17 protein-coding genes and 1 other RNA gene are annotated in these 13,708 nt (G+C 65.9%); 6 read left to right on the forward strand and 12 right to left on the reverse strand.

The window, feature by feature from the left end:
- Window positions 1-269 precede the first annotated feature (269 nt).
- Window positions 270-719, forward strand: a complete 450-nt coding sequence (ccmE, locus tag RXV88_RS18065; protein ID WP_316294940.1) for a cytochrome c maturation protein CcmE — start codon at window positions 270-272, stop codon at window positions 717-719.
- Here the strand turns inward: ccmE and RXV88_RS18070 are convergent.
- From RXV88_RS18070 to RXV88_RS18125, 12 genes are all read right to left on the reverse strand, one after another.
- Window positions 695-1,246 (reverse strand): hypothetical protein, encoded by a 552-nt coding sequence (locus tag RXV88_RS18070; protein WP_316294900.1) that lies wholly within the window; start codon window positions 1,244-1,246, stop codon window positions 695-697. The genes ccmE and RXV88_RS18070 overlap by 25 nt on opposite strands.
- Window positions 1,243-2,520 carry a phosphopyruvate hydratase gene (gene eno, locus RXV88_RS18075; RefSeq protein WP_316294901.1) on the reverse strand — a complete coding sequence of 426 codons (1,278 nt, stop codon included), beginning with the start codon at window positions 2,518-2,520 and terminating at the stop codon, window positions 1,243-1,245. Before eno ends, RXV88_RS18070 begins: the two co-directional genes overlap by 4 nt.
- An 89-nt stretch (window positions 2,521-2,609) precedes the next feature.
- On the reverse strand, window positions 2,610-3,476 hold the full coding sequence (locus RXV88_RS18080) for a DMT family transporter (RefSeq protein ID WP_316294902.1): 867 nt from the start codon (window positions 3,474-3,476) through the stop codon (window positions 2,610-2,612).
- A gap of 76 nt (window positions 3,477-3,552) precedes the next feature.
- On the reverse strand, window positions 3,553-3,774 hold the full coding sequence (locus tag RXV88_RS18085) for a ribbon-helix-helix domain-containing protein (protein ID WP_316294903.1): 222 nt from the start codon (window positions 3,772-3,774) through the stop codon (window positions 3,553-3,555).
- A complete protein-coding gene (locus RXV88_RS18090; protein WP_316294904.1) occupies window positions 3,771-3,944 on the reverse strand; it encodes a DUF4169 family protein in 174 nt (57 codons plus the stop codon). Before RXV88_RS18090 ends, RXV88_RS18085 begins: the two co-directional genes overlap by 4 nt.
- A gap of 81 nt (window positions 3,945-4,025) precedes the next feature.
- The gene (gene fumC / locus RXV88_RS18095) at window positions 4,026-5,420 is read right to left on the reverse strand and encodes a class II fumarate hydratase (protein ID WP_316294905.1); all 1,395 of its coding nucleotides are present in this window, start codon (window positions 5,418-5,420) and stop codon (window positions 4,026-4,028) included.
- Between the two features lie 83 nt (window positions 5,421-5,503).
- Window positions 5,504-5,986 carry an SspB family protein gene (locus RXV88_RS18100; RefSeq protein ID WP_316294906.1) on the reverse strand — a complete coding sequence of 161 codons (483 nt, stop codon included), beginning with the start codon at window positions 5,984-5,986 and terminating at the stop codon, window positions 5,504-5,506.
- A gap of 96 nt (window positions 5,987-6,082) precedes the next feature.
- Window positions 6,083-7,342: a chromate efflux transporter gene (gene chrA, locus RXV88_RS18105; RefSeq protein WP_316294907.1), complete on the reverse strand. Its 1,260-nt coding sequence runs from the start codon at window positions 7,340-7,342 to the stop codon at window positions 6,083-6,085.
- Between the two features lie 82 nt (window positions 7,343-7,424).
- Window positions 7,425-7,778, reverse strand: a transfer-messenger RNA (tmRNA) gene (gene ssrA, locus RXV88_RS18110).
- Between the two features lie 47 nt (window positions 7,779-7,825).
- Window positions 7,826-8,050 carry an N-(5'-phosphoribosyl)anthranilate isomerase gene (locus RXV88_RS18115; protein WP_316294908.1) on the reverse strand — a complete coding sequence of 75 codons (225 nt, stop codon included), beginning with the start codon at window positions 8,048-8,050 and terminating at the stop codon, window positions 7,826-7,828.
- A gap of 50 nt (window positions 8,051-8,100) precedes the next feature.
- Window positions 8,101-8,451 carry a DUF4345 family protein gene (locus RXV88_RS18120; RefSeq protein ID WP_316294909.1) on the reverse strand — a complete coding sequence of 117 codons (351 nt, stop codon included), beginning with the start codon at window positions 8,449-8,451 and terminating at the stop codon, window positions 8,101-8,103.
- A 70-nt stretch (window positions 8,452-8,521) separates the two neighbouring features.
- On the reverse strand, window positions 8,522-9,253 hold the full coding sequence (locus tag RXV88_RS18125) for a FadR/GntR family transcriptional regulator (RefSeq protein ID WP_316294910.1): 732 nt from the start codon (window positions 9,251-9,253) through the stop codon (window positions 8,522-8,524).
- A gap of 67 nt (window positions 9,254-9,320) precedes the next feature.
- On the opposite strand from RXV88_RS18125, the gene RXV88_RS18130 reads away from it, so the two are divergent.
- From RXV88_RS18130 to acuI, 5 genes are all read left to right on the forward strand, one after another.
- Window positions 9,321-10,109, forward strand: a complete 789-nt coding sequence (locus tag RXV88_RS18130) for a DUF2182 domain-containing protein (RefSeq protein WP_316294911.1) — start codon at window positions 9,321-9,323, stop codon at window positions 10,107-10,109.
- Window position 10,110: 1 nt separating this feature from the next.
- A complete protein-coding gene (locus RXV88_RS18135) occupies window positions 10,111-10,818 on the forward strand; it encodes a DUF1326 domain-containing protein (RefSeq protein WP_316294912.1) in 708 nt (235 codons plus the stop codon).
- Window positions 10,815-11,336 (forward strand): DinB family protein, encoded by a 522-nt coding sequence (locus RXV88_RS18140; RefSeq protein WP_316294913.1) that lies wholly within the window; start codon window positions 10,815-10,817, stop codon window positions 11,334-11,336. The genes RXV88_RS18135 and RXV88_RS18140 overlap by 4 nt, the downstream gene beginning before the upstream one ends.
- Before the next feature lie 73 nt (window positions 11,337-11,409).
- Window positions 11,410-12,513, forward strand: a complete 1,104-nt coding sequence (locus RXV88_RS18145; protein ID WP_316294914.1) for a dimethylsulfoniopropionate demethylase — start codon at window positions 11,410-11,412, stop codon at window positions 12,511-12,513.
- A gap of 105 nt (window positions 12,514-12,618) precedes the next feature.
- Window positions 12,619-13,611, forward strand: a complete 993-nt coding sequence (gene acuI, locus RXV88_RS18150; protein ID WP_316294915.1) for an acryloyl-CoA reductase — start codon at window positions 12,619-12,621, stop codon at window positions 13,609-13,611.
- Window positions 13,612-13,708 lie beyond the last annotated feature (97 nt).

Below are 13,708 nucleotides of genomic sequence, written 5' to 3' on the forward strand. Positions count from 1 at the left end.
GGGGGGGGGGGGGGGGGGGGGGCGCCCCCCCCCCCCCGGCTGGGGGGCGCTGCCCCCCAGACCCCCCGGAGTATTTTGACCAAGAAGAAGCAGGGAAGGGCGCTGCCTCGTCGAAAATATCTCTCGGACCAATGGCGCAACAATGGCGACCCCCGGGATATTTTGGACCAGATGAAACGGGTTGGGGCGCGGCATTTTGCGCGGGCTCTCCACATGGGGCGCGATTGTGCCTATATTGATGTCGGAGTTTGGGAGGGGTGCAGATGGCATTGAAATCGCTCAAGAAGCAGCGGCGGATCCAGGTGGTGGCGCTGGCGGCGGTGGCATTGGTCGTGTCGACCGCCTTGATCGGATACGCCATGCGCGACGGGATCAACTTTTTCCGCGCGCCCAGCCAGGTCATTGCCGAGCCGCCGGGGCCGTCCGAGACCTTCCGCATCGGCGGGCTGGTGGAGGAAGGGTCGCTCAGGCGCGGGCAGGGCGAGGCGATCACCTTTCGCGTGACCGATGGCGGGGCCTCGGTGCCGGTGACTTATACCGGCGTGCTGCCGGACCTCTTCGAGGAGAATCAGGGCATGGTCGGGACCGGGCGCTATGTGAACGGCGTCTTCGAGGCCTCGGAGATTCTGGCCAAGCACGACGAGACCTACATGCCGAAAGAGGTGGTCGATGCGCTGAAGGCGCAGGGCGTCTATCAGGAGCCCGAGCCTGGGAGTTGATCATTCCCAACTTGCTTCTGCCGTTGTTCAAGTCTGTCCACCCATTTTCGAAGCCAGTTCAACATGGATTCGTTTAGCCCCTGCAATTCGATGGGATGAAAATTGAAATCTGGTTCGTCCCAGTTCGATGACGCCTTTTCGAGCGCGTCATCCGAACGAGAATCGTTTGCTTCGTAGCTATAGCGCGCTTTCTCGAAGGTTTTCCGCCAGTCTTTCAGCAGCGTTCCCAGCTTCATGTAGTCTGCGTGTCCTACGAACCTATCGCACGCGCTAATTAGGATTGAGCGCCTGACCTCCTGCGGCAACTCAAGCCAGATCTCCCGATAATTGTGTGATCCCTTTAATTTCGATCTTGTAGCTAAAAAGACCGTTTTGAGAAGGATTTCGAATGCGAGAGTATTCAGGAGCGTTGCGCTGTGGCCGACCGTGGGATCGAGTTTTCGCTCGAGCATCCCCGCAGCGTTCATATGACCCATTGCCTCATCGAGACGGGCTTGAACGCTGCGGGAAACCGATGTGACGCTCACCCGCGCAGGATCGAGCGGCCCGCGTATTCGGCCACTTCGCCCAGCATTTCCTCGATGCGGATCAGCTGGTTGTACTTGGCCAGGCGGTCCGACCGGGCCAGCGAGCCGGTCTTGATCTGGCCGCAGTTGGTGGCGACCGCGAGATCGGCGATGGTGGCGTCCTCGGTCTCGCCCGAGCGGTGCGACATGACGTTGGTCATGCGCGCGCGGTGCGCCATGTCGACGGCCTTGAGCGTCTCGGTCAGCGAGCCGATCTGGTTCACCTTGACCAGCATCGAGTTGGCGCAGCCTTTCTCGATCCCCATGGCCAGACGCGCGGGGTTGGTGACGAAAAGATCGTCGCCCACCAGCTGCACCTTGCCGCCCAAGGCGTCGGTCAGCGCTTTCCAGCCCTCCCAATCGTCCTCGGACATGCCGTCCTCGATCGAGATGATCGGGTAATCGGCGCAGAGCCCGGCCAGGTAGTCGACATTCTCGGCCGAGGTGAGCGACTTGCCTTCGCCCGCCATCTCGTACTTGCCGTCCTTGTAATATTCGGTCGCGGCGCAATCGAGGGCCAGGTGGATATCCTCGCCCGGCTTGTAGCCGGCCTTTTCGATGGACTTCAGGATGAAATCGAGCGCGTCGCGGGTGCTGCCCAGTTCCGGCGCAAAGCCGCCCTCGTCGCCCAGACCGGTCGACATGCCGGCGGCGCTGAGCTCTTTCTTCAGGGTGTGGAACACCTCGGATCCCATGCGGACGGCGTCGCGGATCGTGTCGGCGGCCACCGGCATGATCATGAATTCCTGGATGTCGATGGGGTTGTCGGCATGTTCGCCGCCGTTGATGATGTTCATCATCGGCACCGGCAGGATGCGCGCCGAGGTGCCGCCGACATAGCGGTAAAGCGGCTGCGCGGTGTAATCCGCGGCGGCCTTGGCGGCGGCGAGCGACACGCCGAGGATGGCGTTGGCGCCCAGGCGGCCCTTGTTGTCGGTCCCGTCCAGCTCGATCATCGCCAAGTCGAGCGCGACCTGCTCGGTGGCGTCCATGCCCACCATCGCCTCTGCGATCTCGCCGTTGACGGCGGCGACCGCGTCGAGAACGCCCTTGCCCATATAGCGGGCCTTGTCGCCGTCGCGGCGCTCGACCGCCTCATAGGCGCCGGTCGAGGCCCCCGAGGGCACGGCGGCGCGGCCCATGGTGCCGTCTTCCAGCGTGACGTCGACCTCGACCGTGGGGTTGCCCCGGCTGTCGAGGATTTCGCGGGCGTGAATGTCGATGATTGTGCTCATGTCTGTCCCTTGAAAGGCAAATGTTTGGCCGTTCTATAACAGGGGTTGGGGCAAAGTGAAACGCGTCTGTTTGCGCTAACGTGCCGATCCTACCGTGCCTGTCCCTGCCGCGCCAGCCGCCGCTCGCGCAGAAAGGTATAAAGCCCCGCGGCGATGACGATGGCGGCGCCGGTCAGGGTTGTGGCGTCGGGCCGTTCGCCAAAGACCAGCACGCCCAGCCCCATGGTGAAGACCAGACGCGAATAGCGGAAGGGCGACACGATCGCCGCCGGGGCCAGCCGCATCGCGGTGGTGACGCCATAGTATCCGGCCGTGGTCACGACGACCGCGCCGCTGATGGCCCAGAGCCCCGGCACGTCGGGCGTCATCGTGTCGCCCATGACCCAGAGCAGGACCGCGCCCATCGGGATGGTGGCGGCAAAGCCCCAGGTCGACAGCGCCAGCGACGGGATCTCGTCCGGGATCATCCGGGTGATGAGGTCACGCGCGGCCAGCCCGGTCACCCCGATCACAGCAAAGAGCGAGGCCGGCGCAAAGGCCTCGGTCCCCGGCTTGATCACCAGCAGCATCCCGGTCAGTCCCACCGCGATGGCCGCCCAGCGGCGCCACCCCACCGGCTCGCGCAGGAAGAGCGCCGCCCCCAGCGTCACGACCAGCGGCGCGGCCTGCATGATCGCGGCGAAGACCGACAGCGGGATCATCGCGATGCCTAGCACGATGCCAAAGCCGCCGATGATCTCGAACCCGTTGCGCGCCAGCACGATGGGATGCAGCGCCTGCCGCGTCAGAACCTTCATGCCCCGCAGCCGCGCCATGAGCATGAACAGCAGGGTGCCGCCGAGACTCAGAAGCAGCATCACCTGGCCCACAGGCACGCGCGCGGCGGCAAGCTTGATGAACATGTCGCTCAGCGCCAGCAGCGCCATGGACAGGATCATCGTGGTGATGGCGCGCATTACAGGGGACAAAGGGCAGGCTCCGGCAAATGGCTAGGGCCCTCCGGTTACGCCTCTGCAAGGGCAGGGGCCAGCCCTATTCGCCCTTGCGGTAGTGGTCCAGAACAAAGACCCGGATCGCCGAGGCCAGCCCCACATCCATGTCGCGGTTCGCATCCACCTCGGCGGCCAGCTGGTTGATCGGCATGCCGCGCGCGGCGGCAATTTCGCGAAAGGCCTGCCAGAAAGCGTCCTCCAGCGACACGCTGGTGCGATGGCCGCTCAGGGTCAGCGAGCGTTTGACCGGCCGTCCGCTCATTCGCTCTTTTTGCCGTCCAGATCGCGCCGCGCCTTTTCCGCGCGCGCGGCCTCCAGCTCTTTCTGCGCCTTGCTGCGCCCGAACCGCACCGCGTTCTCGTCCGCTTCGGCGCGCTTCTCGGCCCGCGCCTTGCCTTTGCGAAACCGGTTCAGGTTCACGATCTTCGCCAAGACAAAGGCCCCCTCATCTTCATCTGGTCAAAAATATCCCGGGGAGCGCGAGGGGCTGGCCCCTCGCTCCCGCCCGCGACATCAGCCCTTCGGCCCGATCATGTCCTCCGGACGCACGACCCGGTCAAAGGTTTCCTCATCGACAAACCCAAGCGCGACCGCCTCCTCTCGCAGCGTGGTGCCGTTCTTGTGCGCCGTTTTCGCCACGTTCGTCGCGTTGTCGTAGCCGATGGTCGGCGCCAGCGCCGTCACCAGCATCAGCGATTCCTTCATCAGCTTCTCGATACGCGGCTCGTTTGCCTCGATCCCCGCCACCATGTTGTCGGTGAAGGCCGAGGCGCTGTCGCCCAGCAGCTGCATCGACTGCAACACGTTGTAGCTCATCATCGGGTTGTAGACGTTCAGTTCGAAATGCCCCTGCGATCCGGCGAAGCCCACGGCGGCGTCGTTGCCCATGACATGGGCGCAGACCATGGTCAGCGCCTCGGCCTGGGTGGGGTTGACCTTGCCGGGCATGATCGACGATCCGGGCTCGTTTTCCGGCAGGATCAGCTCGCCCAGTCCCGAGCGCGGACCAGAGCCCAGCAGCCGGATGTCGTTGGCGATCTTGAAGAGCGAACCGGCCACGGTCTTCAGTGCGCCCGAGAACATGACCATTGCGTCATGGGCGGCCAGCGCCTCGAACTTGTTGGGGGCGGTGACGAAGGGCAGGCCGGTGATCTCGGCCATGTTGGCCGCCACCGCCTCGGCCCAGCCCTTGCGGGTGTTGAGCCCGGTGCCCACCGCCGTGCCGCCCTGCGCCAGTTCGTAGATATCCGGCAGGCAGGCCTCGACGCGCTCGATCCCCTTGGCGACCTGATGCGCATAGCCGCCGAATTCCTGGCCCAGCGTCAGCGGGGTGGCGTCCTGGGTATGGGTGCGGCCGATCTTGATGATATGGGCGAAGGCCTCGGACTTGGCGACCAGCGCGGCGTGCAGCTTGCGCAGCCCCGGCAGCAGCACGTCGCGCGCCTGCATGGCTATGGCCACATGCATCGCGGTGGGGAAGGTGTCGTTGCTGGACTGGCCCATGTTGCAATGGTCGTTGGGATGCACCGGATCCTTCGACCCCAAGACACCGCCCAGCATCTCGATCGCCCGGTTCGAGATCACCTCGTTGGCGTTCATGTTGGACTGCGTGCCCGATCCGGTCTGCCAGACGACCAGCGGGAAGTTGTCGTCGAACTTGCCTTCGATCACCTCGGTCGCGGCGGCCACGATGGCCTCGCCGATGGTCTTGTCGATAGTGCTCTGCGCCAGGTTGGCCTGCGCGCAGGCCTTCTTGACAACGCCGAGCGCGCGGATGATCGGCACCGGCTGGCGTTCCCAGCCGATGGGGAAGTTCAGGATCGACCGCTGCGTCTGTGCGCCCCAATACTTGTCGGCAGGAACCTCAAGCGGGCCGAAGCTGTCGGTTTCGGTACGGGTGGTGGCCATGTCACGCTCCATCTGTATACGGTCGCATGCCGTTTAGCGGTTCCGGTTGCGCCGGGCAATCGGCCACGTGCGCGCAGGCCGCGCTACTTGCGAAAGGAATCGAGCCGCACGACATCGGCCTCTTTCGGACCGTCGGGCTTTTTCTCGGCCGCGGCCGGGCGTTCGTCGATCCCGCGCGGGCCGTTGGGCGGGGTCGGCTGGTCGTCGTCCTCGTCCTGGGTTTCGAACCGCAGCCCGAATTCCACCGAAGGATCGACAAAGGTCTTGATCGCGTCATAGGGGATATAAAGCGGCTCGGGCGCGTCGCCGAAGTTCAGCGTGACGGCAAAGCCCTCGTCGCCCACATCCAGATTGTCGAACCAATGCTGCATGACAACTGTCATTTCGCCGGGATAGCGATCCGACAGCCAATCGGCGATTTCCACATCCGGATGGGCGGTGTCGAAGGTGATAAAGAAATGGTGGTCGCCCGGCAGACCGTTCTCGCGCACGCCTTCCAGCACCTCGCGAATCAGGCCGCGCATCGCGCGATGCATGAGATTTCCGTAGTCGATGCCCCGAGACATGCCGTCCTACCCCTTGCAGAATTCAGGCCAGCATATTGCATTTGGCGCGAAGTGAAAGGGCACCCCGACGGAAATTTTCCGGCGCCCGAACCGGGCTCAGATCCAGGTCGGAAACCAGCTCGCGGCGGCGGTGATAAGCAGCATCTGCAACAGGCCGCGCCGCAGCGGCCCGGCCAGAATCGCGGCGAGCCCGACCAGCGCAAGCGCGTGTGAATCCAGGCTCGCGATATCTGGCCAGGGCAGCCGCACTGGGCCGATCTGCGTGGGCGTGACGCGGGCAAAGAGGACGTGGATGGCGAACCACAGCGACAGGTTCAGGATTACGCCGACCACCGCCGCGGTGATCGCGGCCAGGGCGGCCTCGATCCGCGGATGGCCGGGCAGGCGGTCGATATAAGGCGCCCCCGCGAAGATCCACAAAAAGCAGGGCACGAAGGTCATCCACAGAGTCAGCGCGCCGGCCAGCAGCGCCATGGCCACGCCGCCCTGCGCGTGGCCGGCGGTCATGCCGACGAATTGCGTGACCAGGATCAGCGGCCCGGGCGTGGTCTCGGCCAGCCCCAGCGCGTCGACCATCTGGCCGGCGTACAGCCAGCCGCGCGTTTGCACGACCTCCTGCGCCATATAGGCCAGCACCGCATAAGCGCCGCCAAAGGTGACCACGGCAAGCTTGGCAAAGAACGCACCAAGCTCGAAGAGGAGGGTCTGCCCCGTAAGCCAGAGCGCCGCCAAGGGACCCAGCCACAGGCTCAGCCAAAGCCCCGCCGAGCGCCAAGGCGGCGGCGGGGCTGGGCCAGGTTCGGGCTTGGTGGCGGACGGCACGGCGCTGGCGGCGCCCCAAAGCGCCGCGGCCCCGACGATCACCGGAAACGGCAGCTGAAACGCGAAGATCCCAAGAAACGACAAGGTGGCGATGGCGCCGTCGCGCGGGCCCGCCAACGCCCTGCGCCATAGCCGGATCAGCGCCTGGACCACTATGACGATGACTGCGGCCTTGATGCCGGTCAGCAGGGCCGTCGCCTCGGGGCGCGCGCCGTATTGCGCGTAAAGCACAGCCAGAACGGCGATGGCGATGGCGCCCGGCCCCACGAAAAGCCCGCCGGCCAGAAGCCCGCCCGCGACACCGCGCAGCCGCCAGCCGGCATAGGTGGCCAGCTGCATCGCTTCGGGGCCAGGCAGCATCATGCAGAAACTGAGCGCCCGGAGAAACCGACGTTCGGTCAGCCAGGGACGGTCGTCCACCAGTTCGCGATGCATCAGCGCGATCTGCGCCGCCGGCCCGCCGAAAGACAGCAGGCCGATTCGCCCAAAGACGCGGGTCAGTTCGGAAAGGCCGGGGGACGTGGGTGCGGACATGCGATGGGCTCTGTGATGGGTCGCGCCATGCGAAACCCCGAGCCGGCAGTCGTCAAGCCGATGATTGCAGGAATTGGCTGAAAGTGCAGGCTTCTGTTGCCAGGTGCCTGCGAACCCCGCCTTACGCGGCTAGGCGCAAGGGCTTAGATTTCGATCTTTCGGACTGCTTACGCAGCCAGAGCGACCGGAGCACGATTGTCGTTGGCAATTATGCTTAACGTACCGATAACGGTGGTAACTCACCGGGACAAAGCAAACCCCTTTAGACGTTCGTCGATCCTATTTCGGCCCCAGGATCCCCCAACGACGGGATATTTGGTGGAGCCGCCGGGTACCGCCCCCGGGTCCGATCCGCTTATTACGAGCGCGTTTATGTCCATAGCCCCCTTGCGGGAACACTTGGAATATAGGCGCGCATGCGGCGTTTGCAAAGGGGGTCATTGCCGCGGGCGTCCGCTTTCTTGCAAAGAAAACGATGCACCGTCAGGCAATGCGCTCGATCCTGTCCTGGTTGCAGAAGATCACCACCTGCGCGCCGTTGCGGTATGCGCGGAAGCCACGGCGTCGAACCTCGGCGCAAAAGGCCTCCCATCCGACGATCCGTTCGATATCCCGGGCCTTGCGGCGCAGGACATCGCCTTTCTGCACCGCGCGTGTCGCGAAAAGATCGTGCAGCCAGATGTCGGGTGACAGAGGTCTTGTCGTCATGTGCATGGCGGCATGCTCTGCCAATACCCCTTAACAACCCGTAAGCGCCGTCAGAAATTCGCGCCGATCAGCCAGGCCGCGGGCAGGGCCTCGAAAAGAAACCAGACAAGCGCCTTGGGCATCGGCGGTTTGTCGAACAGGATCGACACCGCGCGCCCGGCCGCGGCGCCGGCATAAGCGACGCCCAGCATACCGTAGGCCCAGGACGCGCCCGTAACGATGCAGACCGCGCCCATCGCCACGAAAAGCCCCCCGGCCGAGGCGCGCAGTTCGCTCAGCCCCATCGTGCTGCCATCGGTCCGGAAATCCAGCGCAGAGGCCGTGAAGCGCGGCGCGACAAATCCGAACAGGCCGAAACCTATGGTCAGCGCCGCCAGCGCGATATTGATCAGCTCTGCCATGATGGTCCCCCTGTCTCGAAACCAACTAGCGCGTTGCCTTGCCGAGGGAAGCGCCCATGGGCAGATACGGTCAGCCGCGCGCGGCGCGGGCCTCCATCACGTTGCGGGCAAGCCGGCGGGTGTAGGTTTCCAGCGTGACGAGGTGCCGGTCGACGCAGTCGGCGTCCCGTGCCTCGAGCCCGTCGGCGATCTGGGTATGCAGCGTGACGATCCGTTCGCGGGACCGGGCGGTGAAGGTGATCATGTTCATCAGCGGCTGCATCGCCTCGACCGCACCGGCCAGCTGGTAGCTCAGCACCGGGTTGCCCGCGCCGTCGACAAGCGCGCGGTGAAACGCCACGTCCGAGGCGCAGAACGCCTCGTCGGACAGATCGGGCTGGCGCTGGCGGTGGATCTCGGCGCGCATGGCCGCCAGGTGATCGGCGCTGCGTCGCGCCGCCGACAGCGGCGCGCAGGCGCGTTCCATGGCGTAGCGTGCTTCGCAGGCGACATCGAAACTGACCGCGTTCATCGACAAAAGCAGGGTCGAGGTGGTGACCTGCTGGCCGTAAGCCTCTTCAAAGGACAGCCGGTTGACAAAGGCCCCTCCGGTGGCGCCGCGCTGGGTGCGGATCAGCGATTGCGCCGCGAGCCGCTTGAGCGCCTCGCGCACCGTGGCGCGGCTGACCGAGAACTGGTCCGCCATCTCGGCCTCGGAGGGCAGGCGTTCATCGACGATCAGACGCCCCTCGACGATGGCGTCGCGGATCGCCCCGGCGATCTGGGCAGAGAGGTCCTTGGGGCTTTGCGGATCAATTTTCATTTGTCAGACATTTAATGGTCTGACATTTAAGAGTGCAAGAGTTGAGTCGCCGATGGGAGGGCGGACCATGCAGCAGATGATCCGCAGCGGCATGTGGCTGGCGTTTTTCGCTGCGATCCTGGCGGCCTGGGCCTGGCTTTACATGATGGCGACGGGCATGGGGGTCGATCTGATCGGCCGGCCCGGTGCCATGGCCGAGGCCATGCGCGGGATGGACCCGCGGATGGACATGTATATGCCGATGGCCGAGTTCGGGCCGCTCTTCGCGATGTGGGCGGTGATGATGGCGGCGATGATGCTGCCGACGCTGGTGCCCACCCTGCGTGCCTACGAGGACCTGATGGTCAGCGCCGGCGCCACGCGCGCGGGCTGGCTGGCGGTTCTGGCGGGCTATTCGGCGGTCTGGGTCGGAGTGGCGGCGGCGATGGCCGCGGTCCAGCTGGCGCTGCTTTACGCCGGGGTGATCGACATGCTGGGCATCGGCACGACCCGCGTCTTTCAGGGCGGGCTGCTGATCGCGGTGGGCGCGTTCCAGTTCACCCGCGCCAAGGAGGTCTGCCACGGCGTCTGCCACGCGCCGGCCTTCTATTTCGTCGGACGTTGGAAACCCGGTGTTTCCGGCGGCCTGCGCATGGGTGCGGCGCTTGGGGCTTATTGCGCCGGGTGCTGCTGGGGCTTCATGGCGCTGGGCTTTGTCGGCGGGGTGATGAGCCTTTTGTGGATGGGGGCGGCGACGCTCTTTATGGTGATCGAAAAGCTGCCCCAGATCGGGCATGCGGTGGTGAAACCGATGGGGGCGGCCCTGATCGCGGCCGGTGCGGCCGTTCTGGCGTGGCCCCTAATGATGGGAGGATAAGATGGCGGTGAAACGGGTTCCGGGCAGCGACAAGCTGCCGGTCAGTCAGCGGATCGACCAGCGGATGGAAAACCCCAAGCGGCGCAAGATGTCGCCGACGGAGTGGGCCATCAAGGGCGAGCTGATCCTCAACTGCTCGTGCGAGGCCTTCTGCCCCTGCGTGGTGTCGCTGGGCAAGCATCCGCCCACCGAGGGCGATTGCAAGGCCTGGATGGGCATCGCCATCGACGAAGGTCATTTCGAGGGCGAGGATCTGTCGGGGCTGAACGTCGGGCTGATGGTTTATATCCCGGGTCGCATGGCCGAGGGCGGCTGGCAGGTGGCGGCCTATGTGGACGAACGCGCCAGCGGCAAGGCCTATAACGGGCTTTTGCGGATCTTCTCGGGGCAGGCGGGAGGGACCACAGGGCTTTTCACCATGCTTGTCTCGGACATCGTGGGCGCCGAGCGCGAGAAGGTCGAAATCGTGCGCGACGGCAAGCGGCGAGGGCTTTTCATCGGGCGCAAGATTCAGGGCGAGATCGAGATGATCGATGGCGGGAACCCGGATCATCCGGTGATGATCACCAATTCGAAATACTGGATGGGGCCGGACATTATCGCCGCCAAGGGGCTCAAATCCAAGGTCCGCGACTTTGGCAAGGTCTGGGATTTCAGCGGCAAGTCGGCCGAGATCTGCCCGATCGACTGGAAAGGCCCCAAGCCGTGAGGCTCGATCCGGTCTATTGCGTGGTCATGGCGCGCTACAACGCCTGGCAGAACCGGCAGATGAAGGCGGCTTTCGACACGCTGGACGAGGCCGCGCTGCGCAAGGACCGCAAGGCCTTTTTCGGGTCGATCCTGAAGACCGCGAACCATCTGCTTTGGGCCGACATGCTGTGGATGGAGCGGCTGGGCGCCGGTCCGGGCCCCGAGGGCGACGCCGGAGAGGCCGGTACGGAGCTGACGCCCAATGCGCATGAATGGGCGGTGGCGCGGTTCCGGCTGGATGCGCGGCTCTTGCTCTGGGCGGAGCGGCTGAAGGCGGTGGAGCTGACGGGCACGGTGAAGTGGCACTCGGGGTCGACGGGGCAGGAGATGGCGCGGCCGCGCTGGCAATGCGTGGCGCATATGTTCAATCACCAGACCCATCACCGCGGCCAGATCCATGCGATGCTGAGCGCCGCCGGGGCCGACGCGCCGGTGAGCGATCTGGCCTTCATGCCGCAGGAGGGACCCTGGCTGTGATGACGGACGCCGCTCGCGCAGATGCGCATCGCCCCGCCCGCCATCCCGTTTTGCGTTGCAAGGGAGGTGTGACATGGCGCTGATTTCTCCGTCGCGCCGGCTGCGGCGGACGCCGTTTTCCGAGGGCGTCGAGGCCGCGGGCGTCAAGGGGTACACGGTCTACAACCACATGCTGCTGCCGACGGTCTTTCGGTCGGTGGAAGAGGATTACCGGCATCTCAAGGAGGCGGTGCAGGTCTGGGATGTGGCCTGCGAGCGGCAGGTGGAGCTGCGCGGGCCGGATTCCGGCCGGCTGATGCAGATGCTGACGCCGCGCGATCTGCGCGGCATGTTGCCGGGGCAGTGTTATTATGTGCCCATCGTCGACGAGACCGGCGGCATGCTGAACGATCCGGTGGCGGTGAAGCTCGCGGAGGACCGCTGGTGGATCTCGATCGCGGATTCCGATCTGCTGATGTGGGTCAAGGGGATCGCCTATGGCTACCGGCTCGATGTGCTGGTGGATGAGCCGGATGTGTCGCCGCTGGCGATCCAGGGGCCCAAGGCCGACGATCTTATGGCGGCGGTCTTTGGCGACAGTGTGCGCGACATCCGGTTCTTTCGCTTTGGGGTGTTCGACTTTCAAGGCCGCGACATGGTGATCGCCCGGTCGGGCTATTCCAAGCAGGGCGGGTTCGAGATTTACGTCGAGGGCGGCGACATCGGCATGCCGCTCTGGCACGCGCTGATGGAGGCGGGCCGGGGGCTGGACGTGCATGCGGGCTGTCCCAACCTGATCGAGCGGATCGAGGCCGGTCTGCTGTCCTATGGCAACGACATGGACCGCAGCCACACGCCGCATGAATGCGGGTTGGGGCGGTTCTGCAACACGGCCACGGCCATCGGCTGTGTGGGGCGCGACGCGCTGCTGCGGGTGGCGCAGGAAGGGCCGGTGCGCCAGATCCGGGCGCTGGAAATCGACGGCCCGGCGGCCCCGGGCTGCGACCGTGCCTGGTCGGTGATGGCGGGCGAACGGCGTGTGGGCCAGGTGTCGAGCGCGGCCTGGAGCCCGGATTTCGGCACCAACGTGGCCATCGGGATGGTGCGGATGACGCATTGGGACGAGGGCACGGAATTGACGGTGATGGCGCCGGATGGCCCGCGCCGGGTCGTCGTGCGCGAGCGGTTCTGGCTCTAGCGCGGGTGGAACATGCGGGAGCGAGGGGCCAGCCCCTCGCGCTCCCCGGAGTATTTTTGCCAAGAAGAAGCAGGGGGCTGGGCCTGCGAAGCGAAAGGAAAAGCGATGTTCAAGGCATTGGTTGTCGAGAAGGACGAAGAGAGCGGCAAGACCTCGGCCGGGGTGGCCGAGATCGGGCTGGAGGATTTGCCGGAGGGCGAGGTCACCGTGGCGGTGGAGTATTCCACGGTGAACTACAAGGACGGGCTCTGCATCGGGCCGGGTGGCGGGCTCGTGCGCAAGTATCCGCATGTGCCGGGGATCGACTTTGCCGGTACGGTGGAGGCGTCGGACGACCCGCGCTATGCGCCCGGCGACAAGGTGGTGCTGACCGGCTGGCGCGTGGGCGAGGTGCATTGGGGCGGCTATGCGCAGAAGGCCCGGGTCAAGGCGGACTGGCTGGTGCCGCTGCCCGAGGGTCTGGACAGCCGCGCCGCCATGGCGGTGGGCACCGCCGGGTTCACCGCGATGCTGGCGGTGATGGCGATGGAGGACCACGGGTTGACGCCCGAGCGCGGCGAGGTGCTGGTGACCGGGGCCGCGGGTGGTGTCGGATCGGTGGCCACGGCGATTCTGGCGCATCTGGGATACCAGGTGGCCGCGGTGACCGGGCGTCCGGAGCAGGAGGGCTATCTCAAGGGCCTGGGCGCGGCGCGGATCGTGGCGCGCGAAGAGCTCAACGAGACGGTCAAGCGCCCGCTGGAGGCCGAGACCTGGGCCGGCTGCGTCGATGCCGTGGGTGGGCCGATGCTGGCGCGGGTGCTGGGGCAGATGAAATACGGGGGGAGCGTGGCCGCGGTCGGTCTGGCCGGGGGCGCGCAGCTGCCCGCGACGGTCGTGCCGTTCCTGTTGCGGGGCGTGAACCTGCTGGGGATCGACAGCGTGATGCAGCCCTACCAGAACCGGCTGCGCGCCTGGGAGCGCATCGCGCGCGACCTGCCGATGGACAAGCTCGAGGCGATGATCCAGCCCGCGACGCTGGCCGATCTGCCGCAGCTGGGCGCCGACATCCTCAAAGGGCAGGTGAAGGGCCGGGTGGTCGTCGACGTGAACGCCTGAGCCGCGTGGGGCCGGCGGGCCCCGCGCCCCCCGATTTGCCGGAAACGCCGCCGCGCTGGGCGGCGTTTTCGCGTTTTGAGGCGCGGCCGCCGCGTGG

It is taken from the genome of Aestuariicoccus sp. MJ-SS9 (assembly GCF_032586235.1).
Lineage (GTDB): Bacteria > Pseudomonadota > Alphaproteobacteria > Rhodobacterales > Rhodobacteraceae > Aestuariicoccus.

Excerpts from the sequence above, each read along its gene's own strand:
- RXV88_RS18125 (WP_316294910.1), bottom strand. The coding sequence starts at position 9,253 with ATGAAAATTGATCCGCAAAGCCCCAAGGACCTCTCTGCCCAGATCGCC.
- RXV88_RS18100 (WP_316294906.1), bottom strand. The coding sequence starts at position 5,986 with ATGTCTCGGGGCATCGACTACGGAAATCTCATGCATCGCGCGATGCGC.
- acuI (WP_316294915.1), top strand. The coding sequence starts at position 12,619 with ATGTTCAAGGCATTGGTTGTCGAGAAGGACGAAGAGAGCGGCAAGACC.
- fumC (WP_316294905.1), bottom strand. The coding sequence starts at position 5,420 with ATGGCCACCACCCGTACCGAAACCGACAGCTTCGGCCCGCTTGAGGTT.
- eno (WP_316294901.1), bottom strand. The coding sequence starts at position 2,520 with ATGAGCACAATCATCGACATTCACGCCCGCGAAATCCTCGACAGCCGG.
- RXV88_RS18080 (WP_316294902.1), bottom strand. The coding sequence starts at position 3,476 with ATGCGCGCCATCACCACGATGATCCTGTCCATGGCGCTGCTGGCGCTG.
- chrA (WP_316294907.1), bottom strand. The coding sequence starts at position 7,342 with ATGTCCGCACCCACGTCCCCCGGCCTTTCCGAACTGACCCGCGTCTTT.
- RXV88_RS18120 (WP_316294909.1), bottom strand. The coding sequence starts at position 8,451 with ATGGCAGAGCTGATCAATATCGCGCTGGCGGCGCTGACCATAGGTTTC.
- RXV88_RS18085 (WP_316294903.1), bottom strand. The coding sequence starts at position 3,774 with ATGAGCGGACGGCCGGTCAAACGCTCGCTGACCCTGAGCGGCCATCGC.
- RXV88_RS18130 (WP_316294911.1), top strand. The coding sequence starts at position 9,321 with ATGCAGCAGATGATCCGCAGCGGCATGTGGCTGGCGTTTTTCGCTGCG.
- RXV88_RS18115 (WP_316294908.1), bottom strand. The coding sequence starts at position 8,050 with ATGACGACAAGACCTCTGTCACCCGACATCTGGCTGCACGATCTTTTC.
- RXV88_RS18135 (WP_316294912.1), top strand. The coding sequence starts at position 10,111 with ATGGCGGTGAAACGGGTTCCGGGCAGCGACAAGCTGCCGGTCAGTCAG.
- RXV88_RS18145 (WP_316294914.1), top strand. The coding sequence starts at position 11,410 with ATGGCGCTGATTTCTCCGTCGCGCCGGCTGCGGCGGACGCCGTTTTCC.